At 39.6% G+C, this 17919-nt stretch carries 15 protein-coding genes; 7 read left to right on the top strand and 8 right to left on the bottom strand.

Annotation, left to right across the window (positions count from 1 at the left end; translation table 11 throughout):
• Positions 1-8: 8 nt before the first annotated feature.
• Positions 9-578, top strand: a complete 570-nt coding sequence (locus M5F03_RS07170; protein ID WP_249707750.1) for a PilZ domain-containing protein — start codon at positions 9-11, stop codon at positions 576-578.
• A 7-nt stretch (positions 579-585) separates the two neighbouring features.
• Here the strand turns inward: M5F03_RS07170 and M5F03_RS07165 are convergent, their stop codons facing one another.
• Together M5F03_RS07165 and M5F03_RS07160 are read right to left on the bottom strand one after the other, a co-directional pair.
• Positions 586-1491: a DMT family transporter gene (locus M5F03_RS07165; protein WP_111883935.1), complete on the bottom strand. Its 906-nt coding sequence runs from the start codon at positions 1489-1491 to the stop codon at positions 586-588.
• Positions 1492-1496: 5 nt separating this feature from the next.
• The gene (locus M5F03_RS07160; RefSeq protein ID WP_372491130.1) at positions 1497-1985 is read right to left on the bottom strand and encodes a YaiI/YqxD family protein; all 489 of its coding nucleotides are present in this window, start codon (positions 1983-1985) and stop codon (positions 1497-1499) included.
• 266 nt (positions 1986-2251) lie between these two features.
• On the opposite strand from M5F03_RS07160, the gene M5F03_RS07155 reads away from it, so the two are divergent.
• The gene (locus tag M5F03_RS07155) at positions 2252-3184 is read left to right on the top strand and encodes a hypothetical protein (RefSeq protein WP_078192057.1); all 933 of its coding nucleotides are present in this window, start codon (positions 2252-2254) and stop codon (positions 3182-3184) included.
• 607 nt (positions 3185-3791) lie between these two features.
• Here M5F03_RS07155 and serC read toward each other — a convergent pair.
• Entirely contained in the window at positions 3792-4871 is a 1080-nt protein-coding gene (serC, locus tag M5F03_RS07150) for a 3-phosphoserine/phosphohydroxythreonine transaminase (protein WP_078190394.1), read from the bottom strand.
• 348 nt (positions 4872-5219) lie between these two features.
• Between serC and M5F03_RS07145 the strand changes: the two genes are divergently transcribed.
• The 4 genes from M5F03_RS07145 to M5F03_RS07130 are packed head-to-tail and all read left to right on the top strand — an operon-like array spanning position 5220 to position 10173.
• On the top strand, positions 5220-6707 hold the full coding sequence (locus M5F03_RS07145) for a TolC family protein (protein ID WP_249707742.1): 1488 nt from the start codon (positions 5220-5222) through the stop codon (positions 6705-6707).
• A gap of 21 nt (positions 6708-6728) precedes the next feature.
• On the top strand, positions 6729-7928 hold the full coding sequence (locus M5F03_RS07140; RefSeq protein WP_372491129.1) for an HlyD family secretion protein: 1200 nt from the start codon (positions 6729-6731) through the stop codon (positions 7926-7928).
• Positions 7928-9058 (top strand): ABC transporter permease, encoded by a 1131-nt coding sequence (locus M5F03_RS07135; protein ID WP_249707731.1) that lies wholly within the window; start codon positions 7928-7930, stop codon positions 9056-9058. Before M5F03_RS07140 ends, M5F03_RS07135 begins: the two co-directional genes overlap by 1 nt.
• Positions 9055-10173, top strand: a complete 1119-nt coding sequence (locus tag M5F03_RS07130; RefSeq protein WP_249707730.1) for an ABC transporter permease — start codon at positions 9055-9057, stop codon at positions 10171-10173. The genes M5F03_RS07135 and M5F03_RS07130 overlap by 4 nt, the downstream gene beginning before the upstream one ends.
• Before the next feature lie 119 nt (positions 10174-10292).
• On the opposite strand, the gene M5F03_RS07125 is transcribed toward M5F03_RS07130, so the two are convergent.
• On the bottom strand, positions 10293-10841 hold the full coding sequence (locus M5F03_RS07125) for a hypothetical protein (protein WP_249707728.1): 549 nt from the start codon (positions 10839-10841) through the stop codon (positions 10293-10295).
• A gap of 459 nt (positions 10842-11300) precedes the next feature.
• Between M5F03_RS07125 and gltP the strand changes: the two genes are divergently transcribed.
• A complete protein-coding gene (gltP, locus tag M5F03_RS07120) occupies positions 11301-12596 on the top strand; it encodes a glutamate/aspartate:proton symporter GltP (RefSeq protein WP_078190399.1) in 1296 nt (431 codons plus the stop codon).
• 65 nt (positions 12597-12661) lie between these two features.
• Here gltP and M5F03_RS07115 read toward each other — a convergent pair whose 3' ends face one another.
• The 4 genes from M5F03_RS07115 to M5F03_RS07100 form a co-directional block, all read right to left on the bottom strand.
• A complete protein-coding gene (locus M5F03_RS07115) occupies positions 12662-13105 on the bottom strand; it encodes a DUF3887 domain-containing protein (protein WP_249707719.1) in 444 nt (147 codons plus the stop codon).
• A 73-nt stretch (positions 13106-13178) separates the two neighbouring features.
• Positions 13179-16163 carry a DNA gyrase subunit A gene (gene gyrA, locus M5F03_RS07110; RefSeq protein ID WP_249707717.1) on the bottom strand — a complete coding sequence of 995 codons (2985 nt, stop codon included), beginning with the start codon at positions 16161-16163 and terminating at the stop codon, positions 13179-13181.
• A 290-nt stretch (positions 16164-16453) separates the two neighbouring features.
• A complete protein-coding gene (locus M5F03_RS07105) occupies positions 16454-17086 on the bottom strand; it encodes a hypothetical protein (RefSeq protein ID WP_249707702.1) in 633 nt (210 codons plus the stop codon).
• Between the two features lie 455 nt (positions 17087-17541).
• Positions 17542-17919: FAD-binding protein (locus M5F03_RS07100; protein ID WP_249707700.1), on the bottom strand; the 378-nt coding region annotated here is incomplete at its 5' end.

The raw sequence follows: 17919 nt of genomic DNA, 5'->3' as shown, positions 1-17919 counted from the left end.
TATATATTATGGAAAACTTACAGCATCAAAGCGTTCAAACTGAACGCCGTGTAATGTCGCGTATCGATGCTGCTTTGCGCATCAACTATCAGATTATCTCTGATGATGTTGCACTGAATGATCCTTACGATCCTAATTTTGTATTGCCGCGCTATTTTCTACTACTTGCTGAATTAGATCAATTTGATCATGCACTCAACTTCGAATTAGAACAATTAGCTGAGAAAGATCAACAAATTGCTCGAATCTTATCCTTATTTAACCAAAAGTTAAACCTTATTACGGGTTCTTTATACGACGCAATTGTACAAAGCATGTTACCAGTGCCTGAGCATGTGAATTTTTCCGAGACCGGTCTGAGCTTTTTTAGCGAACGCGCGATTAAAGAAGGTACTTATATCCATGTGACCTTAAGCCACCCTGAAAATTTCTTCCATATTGCGGCAACTGCGCAAGTGGTTTATAGCCGTGAAGAAGAAAGCAACTTATACCGTACGGGTGCCTATTTTATCACACTGCTCCCTCAAGACCGCGTCAAACTTGCAGAGTGTATCGCACTGACCCAAAACAAAGAGTGATTTTTAATCAATGTTTTAATTTGTGGGCGAGCTCTCTGTTCGCCCGAAAATCTTTATAAAAATAAACAAACAAGCCTGATAATAGAATCACAGCACCAAGTAAAACCATCAATGATAATTTTTCATCATTCAGTAAAGCACCAAAGAGCATAGCAAGCATGGGTGTGAGTACCGTTGTTAAAGACAAAGTTGTCGCCTTGATGTTTTGTACCAGTTTGAAATAACAAAACATTGCAATCAATGAAGCCATAATCACTGCATAAAATAAGCCAATGAGTGCTTTGGTCGAAGGCATCTGTGTCGGTGCATACTGCCAAATAAACGGTAGCATTGCAGCAGAAAATAGTGCTGAGATAAGAATCGAACCCGTGGCTTGAGACATGGGCTGCAATGGCGCATTGACTTTTTTCACCCAAAAAATCGACATACAGTAGACGAATACGCTCATTAACATTAAGACGATGCCAACAGGCTGTACGTGCTGATCACTGCCGCCTAAGCAAATAATGGCTAAACCACAGACGGCAATCAACATCCCCATCCATTGCAAGCGATGCAGATAGGTATGAAAGAAGAAACGACCGATCAGACCCGTCATAATTGGCGCCAAACCAAACATCAGGGCAATAATGCCTGAGCTGAGATAGGCCGTTGCCATATAGGTAAAAATCTGAGAACCAATAAAACTAAATGCCCCCGCCAAATAACTGTGCAGGGAGGTTTTATCCATCGGAAGTTTATGTTTAAAAATAAACAATAATGCGACAGCCAAGGGTAATGCGATAAAAAAGCGTAATGTCAGTGCCCAAAACGCATTGATATCACTGACACTCCAAACGATGGCAAGTGGCGTGGTCGACCAAATGAACACCAACAACGCATAGGTCGTCGCTAGATTTGTTTTAGATGGCATGGTTTTTACTTCTGCGCCGTTTTACGTTTTTGCTTTTGAATGGTTTGATCTAAGCTACTAGAAAATTCGCGCTTATCACGTTCTGAAATCGGGGCTGGACCACCGGTTTGCACACCTGCGCCCCGTAAAGTATCCATAAAGTCGCGTAAGTGTAGACGTGCTTTGACATTTGCTGTGGTATAAATCTCACCCCGAGGATGTATCGCTATACCGCCCCGCTCAATCACTTCAGCAGCAAGTGGAATATCCTGTGTCATCACGATGTCGTGCTCTTTCATGCGCTGAATAATTTCTTTATCCGCTGCATCTGCCCCACTCATGACTTGAATCGAGTTAATTCGCACCGAAGGCGTTATCCCAACATTTTGATTGGCGACAAAAGTGACTTCTAACTGGTAACGATCAGAAGCACGAATAATTACATCACGTAAAATGCGTGGTAACGCATCTGCATCCACCCATAATTTAAATGGCAGCACTGATTTTCCATTCACTTTTAAACATGGCCCATAGTAACAAATCTACATGACAATTTGGGGATCTGCATCCGCTGAATGGATCTACATTTCTCTAATCATGAGAATCGAAAAGCTGCAAAATGACTCCAACTTGGGCTTATTTTCCAATGCTTTTACATTTAAATCCTACTGAAAACATTTTTTATGCATGATTTCATGATAAATATGACGTCGGTGACTTGAAAATTTCAAATAACCCTCGATTTATTAACTATGAAACCAACCCAATATCAATTGTGCATATGAAAAAACAAAATAGCCCTGAAATTATCACTATTGAAGATCAAACTTTTGGTAGTCATGTTGAACATTGGAATTTACTTACCAGTAACCCAGCGACAGATGTGCCGGTATGGTTAGGACAGGCACTCGATGCGCCAATCATGCCAATGGGCTTATGTGCACAAGAAAGTGATATGGATGCTTCTTCATGGCTCATTCAAGGGCCTGCCAAAGCCAGTATTCAATTGTGTCAGGTCATTGCTGTTGAAAATAATAAACCTAAAGCGGTAAAAACGGCTTTTCCAAGCTTTGATAGTCCATATAAAACCAAAGCAACTATTGAGCGAATTATTACCTGTAAATCCAATACGCAAGCTGTGCTTTGCCTCGACTTAGGCGCAAATACCAGTGTGTATGCTTTTGATAGTTTATATAGCGTCAATCACGACCAATATGAAAAAGATGCAACCTACAGTGTGCAACTCAATGCTTGGGCCTATGAACTCGAAGCTGTCGCAGAACATGAACAATTGGTCGTCGATGATCCCGCGTCGATTAAACATCATCGTGCTTTAAACGATATCTTGGCAGCAAATAATGGTATTGCCCCTGCAGACTTACACGAACAGATTAAAGCGTGGCAACCAAAGTCTGAAGATGACAAAGCACCAGTCACCGTCGATTTTTCTAAAATGGTTGCATACCTATATGGTGAAAACCTCGGACAAGAAGACGAAGCATGGTTCCAAGGGCATATTGTTGGCAAAACTGCCATGCAATTTAAAGAGCAAGACTATACGCTGTATGATGTGACCTTAATCCACGAAGAAAACCAAGAAGCGGTGATTGTTCGTGTTGCAACAAGAAATCCGGCGCATAAAGATTTCAATGTTGGGCAATATATTCGTGGCAACCTGTGGATACAAGCCAATATTTACGCAAAATCAGCCTAATTTAAATTGAAAAAACCAATTTCACATAAAAAAAAGCCGCCTCAGTGCGGTTTTTTTTATTTCTCGCTAATCATGTGTATTCGCTGAATATTTAAATGATTGAATATTTCTTATCCATAAACCAGTCAATATATTCTATTTTTAAATTCAAATTAAAATAACTTATCCACAATATTAAATTCAAAATAATGCTGCTAAATAAATCCATCTACAAAGGGTAAAATATAAAAATCTAATATAAATAAATAAGATAGGAAATTTATGAAACTAAATTTATCAATTCAGTTGCTTATTTTTAAATAAACTAAATAGTTTAGTAAGTTTACGGCAGATAGTACTTTATTTAATCAAATAATTATGTTAAAAATGCGTTTAAGAAATAGTAATTAACGATAAATAGATCGGAAAGAATATCTATGAAAGTCGTGCAAGAAGAAAACTTATCGCAAGTTGACCATCACATGGAATCTCGATATCAAATCGAGCCAATGTCCTGCTTATTTTTTATGTTAGGTATGCTGATTTGTGCATACGTTTTACATACTTTTATTTTTTAATCTATTCAATAAAAAAACCGGCATTTGCCGGTTTTTTTATGCCTTTACAATTATGCGTTGCGTTTCGCAAAGTCATCCATAAAGTTAACAAGTGCTTGAACGCCTTCAAGTGGAACAGCATTATAAATACTTGCACGCATACCACCCACTGAACGGTGACCGGCTAAATTCAGCAAGTGGTTTTCTTCAGCTTCTTTCAAGAATTGTTTTTCCAATTCTGGGTTCGCCAAAGTAAATGGTACGTTCATGATTGAACGGAATTCTTTTGCAATTGGGTTCGCATAGAAATCGCTTGAATCGATATAACCATAAAGCAATTCAGCTTTTGCCATATTCGCTTTATAAATTGCGTCTACACCACCCTGCTCAAGTAACCACTCAAAAACAAGGCCAGATAAGTACCATGCATAGGTTGATGGTGTATTCACCATTGAACCATTTTTTGCTTGAGCTGAATATTTCAAGATACTTGGAATATCTGCTTTCGCCTGATCCAATAAATCATCACGAATAATCACCAAAGTTAAACCAGCAGGACCAATATTTTTCTGAGCGCCTGCATAGATTAAACCGAACTTAGATACGTCTAATGGTGCAGATAAAATGCTTGATGAAAAATCGGCAACCAATGGTTTGTCTGTTTCAGGAATGTTGGCAAACTGAAGACCACCAATGGTTTCATTATCCGCATAATGCACATAAGCCGCATCATCAGATAAGTTCCAAGTGCTTTGATCAGTAATCGCAAGTTTACCGTCAATGCTCGTACCCGCTTCAACGACATTAATGTCGCCATAACGCTGTGCTTCTTTCAACGCTTTTTCAGACCAAATACCCGTGTGGATATAGTCTGCTTTGCTGTTTTTACCCAATAGGTTTAATGGGATCGCAGAGAATTGAAGTGATGCGCCACCTTGAAGGAATAACACTTTATAGTTGTCTGGAATATTCATCAGCTTACGAAGATCAGCTTCTGCTTTCTCTGCCACAGCAACATAGTCTTTACTACGGTGGCTCATTTCCATGATCGAAAGGCCTTTGCCTTGCCAGTCAAGCATTTCAGCTTGAGCTTTTTCTAAAACGGCAGTGGGTAATGCAGCAGGACCAGCACAGAAGTTGTACGCGCGCATGAGTTTTCCTTTCAAAGTGAAACACAATAAAATGATGGCATTTAACCATATCTGACGCGTGCTTGCAGTAGTTAAAGCTGAAAATATTCCAATGCTGTCTGACATTTGAAGTCAAAATTTCAATAAAGATCAAAATTAATTCTTATTAATTCAAATTATTAGATTTACTGATATTTTTTATACCTTGAATTGATGCTAATTTAAGGTCTTGATGTGAGAAAAATGATGTGCGCTACAAAGATAAAATTTATTTACATATGTATATGAAACAATACAACAACTTAGTGAATTTACCCAACTTCATCACAATGACTATAATGAACCCATCCTAGCTGTGAGTGTATTTTTATGCCTTTACCTCGAACAGATTATTCTATAAAAATTAAACATACATTTCGTTCAGGTTTACTGCTTGGCCTTGGTTGTTTCAGTGGCTTTTTTAGCCCCACGGTACTTGCGCAAAGTATCAGTTATAGCCAAGCAGAACAAAGTCTACTCACTAGTTCGTATAGTACTCAGGCCAACCAAGCGCTACAACAATCTGCCGAACTTCAAGCTCAGGCCATTAAAGGCCTTGGTTTACCTCGTGTGGATTTAAACGTCCGTGCCTATGCCTTTCATAATGAACTCGATATTCCTCTCGGCGCCTTAAAAAACAACTTAGAACAAACGCTGAGTAATGGCATTAATAATAAAATTGATGAAAGCTTACCGAGTGATTTGGCAGACCCATTAAAAGACAGTCTGCAACAGCCAATCCGTGATGGTGTCGGATTAATTCCAGATTCTTCCCAAGTGGTCTTAGATGATCAAGTGATCCGCCCTACCGTTTCCGTAATGATGCCGCTGTATACCGGTGGGTTAACGTCTAGCGCCAAGGAAATTGCCAATATCCAAGCCAAACGCAGCGCGATAAGCAGTGAACAACAACAAGATGTGCAACGTTTTGAATTAATCCAAGCCTACTTCAATGCTCAATTACAAAAAAAATTAGTCGAAAGCAGCCGCTTCAATTTAAATGCGATGCAACAACACTATGCCAATGCGCTCAAAATGGAACAACAGGGTTTTATTAGCAAAGGCCAGCGTATGCAATTTGAAGTGGCGAAGAATAATGCACTCAGAACTTTTCAAAATACTGAAGCGAATTTTCGCTCTAGCTTATTTAAGTTAAACAACTTAATGCAAAGCAGCCAAATTACTGATCTTTCAACGCCATTATTTATCAATCACCAAAACAATCAAAATATAACCGCCTTACTAAAAAGTTATCAGGATCAGTCTAGTTTGGTGCGTAAAATGCAATTGGACAGTCAATTGGCTGGTGCCAATGTGAAAGCCCAAAGCGCAGCAAAAAAACCCAACGTCTTTGCCTTTGGTGAATATAGTCTTGACGATAAACAAAACTGGATCGTTGGTGTTGCCGCTCGCTACAACTTATTTTCAGGTGTTGATAAAAACAAATCCGTACAAGCTGCTGAACTTCAACGCTATGCTTCTGAGTTAATGACTGAACGTACCAAACAAGAAATTGAAAGTCTGATTTATAGCTCTTTTAATGAAGTCACCAGCGCTCAGCAAAGTCACCTGTTGTTGCAGCAAAATCTTAAAGCCGCACAAGAAAATTTAAGAATCCAACAGCTTTCGTTTAAAGAAGATATGGGTACGGCCACACAAGTCATTGATGCACAAAATGCATTGAACGGGCTACAAAGTGAAATGGCGCTTAATGCTTATAAATACGTGATGTCACTTGCAACATTGCTACAAAGTCACGGGAGCATTGACCAGTTCCAAAGCTATATCAATCAATCACACACCGATTACATCCGTTAAACTTAGACTGGGGAAATGCACATGAATCAGGATTCAACTGATCAACCAAAAGACACCTCAACTGAGGATAAATCATCTGTTACATCAACAAATGATACGGTTGTACCAAAGCCTGTTATGGAAAACAGTAATACGCAAGACGAAATCGCGATGGATAAAAAGCCGACAGAATCTGTTAATTCAACGTCTCTAGAGCAAGACCACTCTTTCTCCCCATCAAAACACCAACATAAGAAATCTATACTGATAAAAATTGCCGTTGGCATTATATTGATACTACTTTTGGCATTGATTGCATTTGGTCTATGGAAAAGTTATCAGCCCAAGCAGGTTGAATTACAAGGTCGAGTGGAGGCTGAAACCATTCACATTAGTACCAAAGTACCTAGCCGTATCGAAGAAATATATGTGCATGACGGTGAAAAAGTACAAGCAGGTCAAGCACTGGTTCGTTTAACAAGCCCTGAAGTCGATGCAAAAAAACAACAGGCTTTAGCTGCACTCCAATCTGCGCAAGCACTGCAATCCACAGCTGAACGTGGCTCTCAACAAGAAAATATTGATAGTTTATATGCCAATTGGCAAAGTCTAAAAGCACAGCAACAATTGGCGCAAACCACCTACCAACGTGGTCAAAACCTCTATAAAGAAGGTGTGATTTCACGACAACGCCGTGATGAAATGCAAGCTGCCGCAGTGTCTGCTGCACAAATGACAGAAGCGTCTTATCAACAATATGCGCGTGCAAAACGTGGCAGTACACCGCAACAACAAAGCTCGGCAGATGCCCAAGTCAAGATTGCGCAAGCCGCGTTGGCTGAAGCCAATGCACTTGAGGCTGAAACCAAATTGTTTGCACCCTCCAATGGCACCATTTCAAAAACCTATGGCAAAGTTTCAGAATTAGTTGCGATGGGTGTGCCCGTTGTAAGCCTGATTCAAGATGATAGCTTATGGATTAGCTTAAATGTCCGTGAAGACCAGTATGCTCAAGTGTATCAACTCAAGACCATGCATGGATTTATACCCGCACTGAACAAATCTGCCGATTTTAAAATTGATCACATCGAAGCCGAAGGTGAATTTGCAACGATTAAAACCACGCGGCAAACGGGCGGCTATGACATTCGTAGTTTTAAAGTCCAACTGAAACCCGCTCAACCGATTGCTGACTTAAAAGTGGGTATGAGCGTTTTGTTTAAAATTGAAGAGCGTAAATAATGTTTAGGGGCATTCTGCGTGAGTTTCGCTATTTGATGCAGCATAAATGGGACTTGTCTATGGTCACACTTGCCCCTGCCCTTGTGATTTTGCTCTTTACTAATATGTTTGCTCAAGGCAAACCAGATCATTTACCCATCGCGATCATAGACCAAGATCAAAGCAGTTTAAGCCGTAACATTACTCATTTTGCGCAGCTCAACCATACGTTAAAAGTAGCCACCATTACACCTAGTATGGACGATGCTGAAAAGCTGATAAATCAAACCCACATTTGGGGCTATATTCATATTCCTGCTGGCGCAGAGCAACGACTGGTTCAAGCAAAAGATGCAGAAATCAGCATTGCCTATAACCAAAGCTATTTTAGTGTCGGCAATAGTATTTCATCAGCCATGTTACTGAGTACACTGCAAGCCATGGCCGATTTTAGTGGTCATCACTATTTACAAAATACCATCCCCTACCTCGATGCACCGACGCCCAATGTTAAAATTTCACCCTTATATAATCCGGGTTTAAATTATGAGTTCTATTTAGAGCCTTATATGATTCCTGCGATTCTGCATTTATTACTGTGTTGCTGTGTAGCATTTTCGGTTGGTCAAGAAATCAAATATGGCACTGTAAATCAATGGGTGAATCCAAGTTCTATCTTTCAAGCTTTAATCGCTAAAAATCTCAGTTATGTTTTCATTTTTACCGCTTGGACATGGGCGTGGATGTTGTGGCTAATCGCGTTTCGAGGTTGGTTTGTTCAGGGTTCATTATTGCTCATTTTGCTCGGGCAATTGTTTTTTTATACAGCCTATGCCTTTATCAGCTCTACTGTAGTTTTGGCGACACGTGATCTCACCAAGTCATTTGGTTTTATAGCGGTATATGGTGGCTCATCACTGAGTTTTGCAGGGGTGACATTGCCGCTGAATAACGCGCCGATGTTTACAAAATTCTGGGCCAATATTATTCCCTATACGCCTTATGCCAAATTACAAACAGAACAATGGGTCATTGGTAGCCCAATCTCCATTTCAATCACACCGCTTGTCACCCTGATCATATACTGTCTGTTCTATTTTGTTCTTGCCAGCTTCTTTTTACGTAAAGTACTAAAGGAGCAAGTCATATGAATGTAATCGTGTCATTTCTATCAAATTTGCTCAGACACTATATTCAAACCTTTAAAGATATTGTGAAGCACAGTTCGATTTTTACCACCTTAGTGCTTTCTGTTTTTCTTTACAGTTTTTTTTATCCCATTGCTTATCAAGCGGAACACGCAGAATCGCTCCCCATTATTGTGGTGGATGAGGAACAAAGCATACTCACCAATACGATTATTGGTGCTGTAGCCAATAGTCCCAATGTAGAAATTCGAGCTGTGACTGGTAATTTTGCGGAAGCTGAAAATATGCTCCGAAGTCAGCAAGCTGACGGGATTTTACTGTTGCCGAGTAATCTTTCAAATAGCATTCGCCGTGGTGAAACCGGTGGAATTGGTTTATATCTCAGTGCTGCAAACTTTCTAAAGACTCAAAAAATTGGCTTAGGTTTAGCCAGTTCTATGGAAAATGCCCTCGTCGAATATGCAGAAAAATTCCAGAACATATCTGATTTTAGCCCTGCTTTGTCTATCCATAAGATTCCATTATTTAATCCACTTTCAGGCTATGGCAGCTATATTTTCCCAGCGGTTGCTCCCTTAATTATTCATCAGACGATTTTATTGGGTCTGTGCATGCTTATTGCGACCTATCGACAAAACACCACATGGCGTCCAAGCTATACACAATTAGCTGGCATTTTCTTGTGTATTTTGACCATTGGAACTTTGGGGTGCTTCTATTTATTTGGTTTTACCTTTTGGCTGAATGACTATCCACGGGGTGGAAATTTGTGGGGCATGTTCATTGCTGTACCCATCTTCCTCAGTTGTATTATTGCGATGACGCTCTATCTCGCCACCTTTCTTGACCTGCCAGAACGTGCAGGACATGTCATCGTTTTTAGTTCTATTCCGCTATTTCTACTTTCGGGAACGGCATGGCCGCATGCAGCTATGCCTAAATGGATGCAAATACTCGCTCAAGCATTACCTTCGACCCAAGGCATTCAAATGTTCCTTCAACTCAATCAGATGGGTGTGCCTACAGTAATCGTCATCCCAAAACTGCTTTACCTCACAAGTATTGGACTGATTTTTTTATGTCTTGCTGTCTGGCGTTTAAAGTTTGCCAAAAGATAAAACTGTTTGTGCTGTAAGACATGTCTGGTCTCAAGCGAAATGCGTTCAAACCTATTCATCATAGACTCGAACGCTTTGCTTCTTAGCATGTCTGAAATTTTAATGCTTTCTGTCGCCAATTAACTGTATGCTGTTGGCGTCACAGTCGATGCCTCATCCACTTGAATATCAAAATCATCTGCATCTGAAGTGATCTCAGTAACCAAATCATCAGATTCTTTTTCTGCAGTGTTTTCAAGCCAGAATCCTTTCACTTTATCGTCCCCATCATGACCTGCAAAGACCACACTCATATACAGTTCTTTTTGCGGATAATCATACTTATACACAATCGTTGTGGTCTCACCTTCTCCCAGCCGAGTATTTGCCATTCGCTGAATCACTTCCGCCTCAGCGCTAGGTTGACCTGCAGGAATCAGCTTTTTCATACGTGAAAACAGCTCTGGATCTGCTAGCATCGCATCACGAACATTTTCTTCAACCAATGCCAAAAAGCTGTCTTGATGGGGTTGGTGTAGTGCTGCGAATAATTTTTCTGACTTGGTACGCTGTGAGCTTGTCTCACTTGGTAGGCTTGATTCGAATTTTGCAATCAAGAAATCGCCAATTTTTTCACAAGCCGTTATAGGTAAGATTAAAGTGATGATGACGAGTAATTTTTTCAACACCGTAAAAGCCCTCTGGTTATTATTAAAATATATAAAGTTAAAATTTAGTTCGGATAATCTGTATGATTTATAGATTTTTCACTGATTTATCTGCCTCACAAGTATAAAGCAAACTTCTATATAAAAATGAAAAATACAAGCTCACATTTAGTTTTTCGATCTTTCTAGGCAAATCAGAGATTTTGTGAAGTGTTTATTAATAACTCAATTTTATTCGTTTTATAAATTAAATTTAACAATCGAATCGCTTATACAACTAAAAATGATAATTTATCGATCAAACAGTTTGGTTTTGATCAAAATCGATGGCTGTATTCTCATATAAACTGCAAAATATTGTCGTATTTATCTCCCAAATTATTCAGAACTTTTTGTCATGGCGGACTCAGTCTGTCTGCAACATTTGTTCGTGGATGACTGTGGGCTTTTTTCTCCCAAATCTGACATAAGAGCTGATGTATGAAAAAGATTAAGGTGAGCCTTGCCTGGCAAATCGTGATTGCTCTCATTCTAGGTATACTTGTTGGTGCTTTCCTACACTATTCTCCTGAATATCGTGATGCTTTAGTTAATAACTTTTTGACGCCTTTGGGCTCAATTTTTATTAACCTCATTAAGATGATCGTTATTCCGCTTGTTGTGTCGATGCTTATTTTAGGTATTGCCAATACAAGTCACGGTAGCAACTTAGGTAAACTAGGTTTCAAAACGATTATTTATTTTGAAATCATTACCACTGTTGCTATTTTAGTCGGTTTAGTTGCAGCCAACGTATTCCAACCTGGTGCCGGCATTGATATGTCTGCATTGACGCAAGTCGATATTTCAAAGTATCAAGAAACAACACATGAAGTCAGTGAACATTCTCATGGTTTGATTCAAACAATACTTTCACTTATTCCATCTAACTTTTTTGCAGCTTTGACGAGTGGTCAAATGCTCCCAATCATTTTTTTCTCTGTGATGTTTGGTGTAGGTTTAGGTGCGCTTGATCAAGAAGTAAAACAACCTTTAATTAAAGTGTTGACCGCTGTTTCTGAAACGATGTTTAAAGTTACTCACATGATCATGATGTTTGCACCTATTGGTGTATTCGGCTTGATTGCAGCGACTGTTGCGAATTTCGGCTTCAGCTCTCTTGTACCACTGCTTAAGCTCGCAGTTTTAGTTTATGGTGCAATCTTCTTCTTTATTTTCATCGTATTAGGTGCAGTTGCCAAATTCTGTGGCTTCAGTGTTTGGGCCATTATCAAGATCTTAAAAGATGAATTGATTCTCGCATATTCAACTGCAAGTTCTGAGACTGTCCTACCCCGTATTATGGAAAAAATGGAAGCTTACGGTGCTCCGAAACCGATTACCAGTTTCGTGATTCCAATTGGCTATTCATTTAACCTCGATGGTTCGACCCTATATCAAAGTATTGCGGCTATCTTTATTGCTCAGCTTTACGGGATCGATCTGACAATCACTCAACAAGTGATTCTAGTACTGACCTTGATGATTACCTCTAAAGGGATTGCAGGTGTACCTGGCGTTTCTTTCGTGGTCTTGCTAGCAACTCTCGGCAGTGTCGGTATTCCTCTTGAAGGTCTTGCATTTATTGCAGGTATTGACCGTATTTTAGATATGGCACGTACTGTACTAAATGTGATTGGTAACGCGCTTGCGGTACTGGTGATCAGTAAATGGGAAGGCCAATTTGATACTGAAAAACAAAAAAATTATGCTGCTAATCTAAAAGATGCCGCTTAATTTTATGTCATAAAAAAGGACGCTTCGGCGTCCTTTTTTACAGCTTTGTTTTATTTTTCCAAACTTTATTTATTTTTTTCGCCAAAAACTGAAATATTAAAATCTCGAATTTTGTTACTTCCTGCGGGTTTATCAAAACTTACATCATACTGTACAAGGTTTTTATTGGTATAACCGTACTCATAAGTAACTGTATATAAAGACGGCTTTTCAGTCGATTTTTCAATGTGCTTAGCCACTATATTTTTACGTGAGTAATCTTGTTTCGGAATACCTCGTGCAAATTTACGCAGCTCTTTTTCATTCTGTTCAAACTTCGCTTTGAGTTCTGGTTCAAAGTAAGTGTACAGCTTATCAAAATTGCCTTCACGTAATTGATCATAGGCAGCTTGGGCTACTTCAGTCTGTTCAACACTTGGGTCTGGTATTGCATTTAATGCTTTTTGGCCAATTTGGTCACAGCCGCCAAGCCCAATAAGTGAAGCCATTGCAAAATATTTTAATTTCATATTGTACTCATCAATCTAAAATTATCTGTCTATAAAAAAGGACGCCGTAGCGCCCTCTTTTCTCAATCTTCAATTAGTCTTCTTCAGGCTCATTGAGATCTGATTCATTGTCATTTTGATCAATAATTGTTGAATCATCTACAAGCTGCTCAGTTTCGATTGCTTCCACTTCTTCAAAAGTTTCGTCTTCTTCAACTGCTTCGATCGCCACAACACCGACTAAGATCTCGCTTTCACCTAAACGGATCAAACGAACACCTTGAGCATTACGACCTGTTTGTGCCACTTCAGACGCACGTGTACGAACCAACGTACCACCATCTGAAATTAACATTAGCTCTTTAGACGCATCAATCGCTACCGCACCAACGAGTTCGCCGTTACGTTCAGATGTTTTAATTGCAATAACACCTTTACCGCCACGTTTCTTGGTTGGGAAGTCATCTACTGGTGTACGTTTACCATAACCATTAGCTGAAGCACAAAGTACTTCACCGGTTTCCGGAACAACCACCAATGACACAATACGACTAATAAGAGCTGAATCAGAGGTATCTTCATCATCCGACTCGACATCCGCATCCTCAGCGTCTTCAGCTTGAGCTGCTGCACCAATGGTCACGCGCATACCACGAACACCTTTGGCAGAACGGCCCATTGAACGCACGTCAGTTTCTGCAAAACGAATGGCTTTACCTTCGTTTGAGAACAACATGATTTGTTGTTCGCCGTCGGTAATTGCAACACCGATTAAGGTGTCATCACCATTGAGTTCAATCGCGCGTAGACCGTTTGAACGAACATTCGAGAATTGTTCTAGTTCAACACGTTTAATCGTACCGTATTCAGTCGCCATGAATACATAGAAGTTTTTACGAACCGCTTCAGCTTGTTGTGCGAAGTCATTGATGATCTCATCATCAAGATCAGTGGTAGAAAGCTCTAAGCCCAACTGTTTCAATTGAACACGTAATGCATCAGACAAGTCATCTGCACCGTCTTCAGTCTCAGCAAGTGCAGCTTCTAAACCAGCAAAATGACTATTAATCACTTCATTAGTTTGTAACTGTGCACTATTGGCTTTTACAAATGCTTTAAAGTCAGCCAAACGTTCTTTAAATTTCTTCGGCGCATCGACCACTGGTAAAATAGCGGTGATGGTCTCGTTTTCATCTAATGGCAATAAGTTCACCATTGGACGACCTTTCGCACCACGAGATGCTTGAGGTACTTCATATACTTTCAGACGATAAACTTTACCTACATTGGTAAAGCAAAGCACTGTTGCGTGGTTTGAAGTCACGATCAAATGTTGGATGTAATCGTCTTCTTTCATTGAAGTTGCAGACTTACCACGTCCACCACGACGCTGTGCAGCGTAGTCTGACAATGGTTGAGTTTTTGCATAGCCTGATTTAGAAACAGTTAGTACCATTTGCTCTTCAGGGATTAAATCTTCACGAGAGAAGTCGATACGTGATTCCACGATATCGGTACGACGTGCATCGCCATATTGTTGAAGGATTAAAGCCAATTCCTCTTTAATCACGTTCATCAACAAGTTGAAATCGTTCAAAATTGCAGTGTATTCAGCAATTTGACCTAGAATTTCTGTATATTCAGCTTGTAACTTGTCTTGTTCTAGACCAGTTAAGCGATGTAAACGAAGTTCTAAGATCGCACCTACTTGGGTTGGAGACAGACGATAAATATCACCTGTTAAACCAAATGGACGTGCTGGATCTTCGCCTTCAATTTCATCTGGTCGGACAGATACCGCACCCGCTTTTTCAAGCAATGCAACAACACCACCGCCTGCCCACTCGCCCGCTTGTAAACGTTCGCGTGCTTCGCTTGGGTTTGCAGATGTTTTGATGGTTTCAATGATCGCATCGATATTTGCGAGTGCAACCGTCAAACCTTCTAAGATATGTCCACGTTCACGTGCTTTACGCAATTCGAACATGGTACGGCGTGTAACCACTTCCTGACGGTGACGGATAAACGCTGCAATAATATCTTTCAAGTTCATTAACTTAGGCTGACCATTATCGAGGCAGACCATGTTAATGCTGAATGAATTTTCTAATTGGGTATTTTGGAATAGGTTATTTACAATCACTTCGGCGTTTTCACCACGCTTCAAGTCAATTGCAATACGCATCCCTTCTTTATCTGATTCATCACGAAGTTCAGAAATACCTTCAAGTTTTTTCTCTTTAACCAACTCAGCAATACGTTCAATGGTTTTTGCTTTGTTAACTTGATAAGGAATTTCAGTGAAGACAATCGTGCTACGGCCCGATTTTTGGTCTTCTTCAATGTGATATTTACCACGGATATGCAAACGGCCTTTACCAGTACGGTACGCATCGACAATGCCTGATTTACCGTAAATGATGCCGCCTGTAGGGAAATCTGGACCAGAAATGTGTTCCATTAACCCTTCAATGCTGATATGCGGATCGTTGGCATAAGCAAGACATGCATTAATGACTTCTGTCATATTATGCGGAGCCATGTTCGTTGCCATACCTACAGCAATACCAGCTACACCGTTAATCAACAAGTTAGGCACACGTGTTGGCATGACTTGTGGAATACGTTCAGAACCGTCGTAGTTGTCTTCCCACTCTACGGTATCTTTCTCAAGATCCGCTAAAAGTTCGTGGGTTAATTTACGCATACGAACTTCGGTATAACGCATTGCTGCTGCACTGTCACCATCGACAGAACCGAAGTTACCCTGACCATCAACCAATTGATAGCGTAAGCTGAAATCTTGAGCCATACGAACAATGGTTTCGTATACAGCTGAGTCACCATGTGGGTGATATTTACCGATGACGTCACCGACTACACGGGCAGACTTTTTGTAAGCTTTGTTGTAGTCATTGCCCAATTCGTGCATTGCAAAAAGCACACGACGGTGAACAGGTTTGAGACCATCTCGGACATCTGGCAACGCACGTGACACAATCACGCTCATTGCATAATCGAGATATGAGCTCTTCAGTTCATCCTCAATGGCAATCGGTCTAATTTCCGATACGCTCATGCATACTCCTTGTTATACAAGCAGAATTCTGCCCGCATTTATATATCGTAAATCTGTAAAAATTAGTTCAAAAAACACTGAACCAATATCAAAAATCAAGTCGGACAGTATAGCATAAAAACCCTGATTTTTGTGCCAATCATCTTGCACTAGAACCATGATTTTTTGTATTTATTTTAAGCATTTTGATTTTATTTACTGTGAAAAAAACCTCTACGAATAGAGGTTGTTTAATGTTCAAAATATTTCTTTTCGAAGCTTCAAATTTAGACCCATAAATGTGATAAAAATCACTCTTTATGATATTGCATGACCTCTAATTCTTGAGGCACATGATCATGCTGCAACCATGGGTATGCTGTTAGAAACAAACCAAAAATAAGCGGAAATTCATAAACTTCTTCGATGAAATCTTTATAAGCCAAATCGTACAAAAATAAAAAACTAAGACTTCGACTATGCTCAACTGCATCAGAAATAAATAAGCCCAATATCACCAAGCCTAATGGCCAAATTGGCAAAGCCAAGGTTTTTAGTTTATGTACAATTTCTTGACGCAAATAAGGCGAAAATAGCATAAAGACGACTGGTGCAATCATGAATACCGAAATTAAACGAAAATATGGTTTAGGCACATCAGGAAAATAGTCACGCCCCCAACTAATACTACGACCAAATAGCAACAACCACCATGCAACAGCCCACAACCAAAATTGTTTCTTTCCATCTTGCATTTCAAGTGGTCGAATATAGAAAAAAGTATAAATCGCAAAAAACAGCAATAAGAATGCTTGGACCGATTCAACTGCTGTAACAGTCATTCCATCAAATAAAGGAAAAGAGATACTTTGTAAAACAGGAAAAAGTAAACAGCAGATCATCAGCACCAATACACTGACTGGTAACTGAAAATCAAATTTCAAAGGGAGACTCCGCCTAAAAGGCAAGTTCAATAAAAAAGCAATGTTAACACAAAATATACAATCCTTTAAGCTTGCTTTAAGTTTAAGATTCAAACTTGAAGGATAAATTTTTATTATTTTATTTTAAATCTTTGTATTTTTATAATTTATTTATCTCCATCCTATTACCAAGCGATTGCGCCTGCTTACTTACCATTTAAGTTTCAACATACGTTTAGCTTACGCTACAGTAGTGTCTAATACCAATAATAAGAAATCACATCGTATGAATATTGAAGTACTAAATTAAGAATCCACTCCCCCCCATAAGCATGAAACATCTAACTGCAATTTATATATGTACATTTACGTATAATTAATCGATTAAACATAACCAAGAAGACCTACTAATTCTTCAAACAATAAAAACGCCCCTAAACCATAAGCTTAGGAGCGTCTTGAACTGTGTTCAGAAATTAGATTTTAGATACTAATTCTGGAACTACAGTGTTCAAGTCACCTACTAACCAGTAATCAGCTACTGAGTTAATTGGCGCTTCTTCGTCTTTGTTGATCGCAACGATCACTTTAGATTCCTTCATACCTGCCAAGTGCTGAATCGCACCTGAGATACCTACAGCGATGTACAAGTCAGGAGCAACAATTTTACCTGTTTGACCCACTTGCATATCGTTTGGTACGAAACCAGCATCAACAGCTGCACGAGATGCGCCTTGCGCAGCACCAAGCTTGTCCGCTAATGGATCAAGAACAGTGTGATAGTTTTCACCTGAACCAACACCACGACCGCCTGAAACAACAATACGCGCAGCTGTTAATTCTGGACGTTCAGA

It is taken from the genome of Acinetobacter amyesii, from assembly GCF_023499985.1.
Classification (GTDB): Bacteria; Pseudomonadota; Gammaproteobacteria; order Pseudomonadales; family Moraxellaceae; genus Acinetobacter; species Acinetobacter amyesii.
Note: the sequence above shows the minus strand (reverse complement) of the source record. Positions and strands in the feature narration are given on the sequence as shown.

Coding starts and splice junctions, on each gene's coding strand:
- M5F03_RS07170 (WP_249707750.1), top strand. CDS start 9: ATGGAAAACTTACAGCATCAAAGCGTTCAAACTGAACGCCGTGTAATG.
- M5F03_RS07165 (WP_111883935.1), bottom strand. CDS start 1,491: ATGCCATCTAAAACAAATCTAGCGACGACCTATGCGTTGTTGGTGTTC.
- M5F03_RS07155 (WP_078192057.1), top strand. CDS start 2,252: ATGAAAAAACAAAATAGCCCTGAAATTATCACTATTGAAGATCAAACT.
- serC (WP_078190394.1), bottom strand. CDS start 4,871: ATGCGCGCGTACAACTTCTGTGCTGGTCCTGCTGCATTACCCACTGCC.
- M5F03_RS07145 (WP_249707742.1), top strand. CDS start 5,220: ATGCCTTTACCTCGAACAGATTATTCTATAAAAATTAAACATACATTT.
- M5F03_RS07140 (WP_372491129.1), top strand. CDS start 6,729: ATGAATCAGGATTCAACTGATCAACCAAAAGACACCTCAACTGAGGAT.
- M5F03_RS07135 (WP_249707731.1), top strand. CDS start 7,928: ATGTTTAGGGGCATTCTGCGTGAGTTTCGCTATTTGATGCAGCATAAA.
- M5F03_RS07130 (WP_249707730.1), top strand. CDS start 9,055: ATGAATGTAATCGTGTCATTTCTATCAAATTTGCTCAGACACTATATT.
- gltP (WP_078190399.1), top strand. CDS start 11,301: ATGAAAAAGATTAAGGTGAGCCTTGCCTGGCAAATCGTGATTGCTCTC.
- M5F03_RS07115 (WP_249707719.1), bottom strand. CDS start 13,105: ATGAAATTAAAATATTTTGCAATGGCTTCACTTATTGGGCTTGGCGGC.
- gyrA (WP_249707717.1), bottom strand. CDS start 16,163: ATGAGCGTATCGGAAATTAGACCGATTGCCATTGAGGATGAACTGAAG.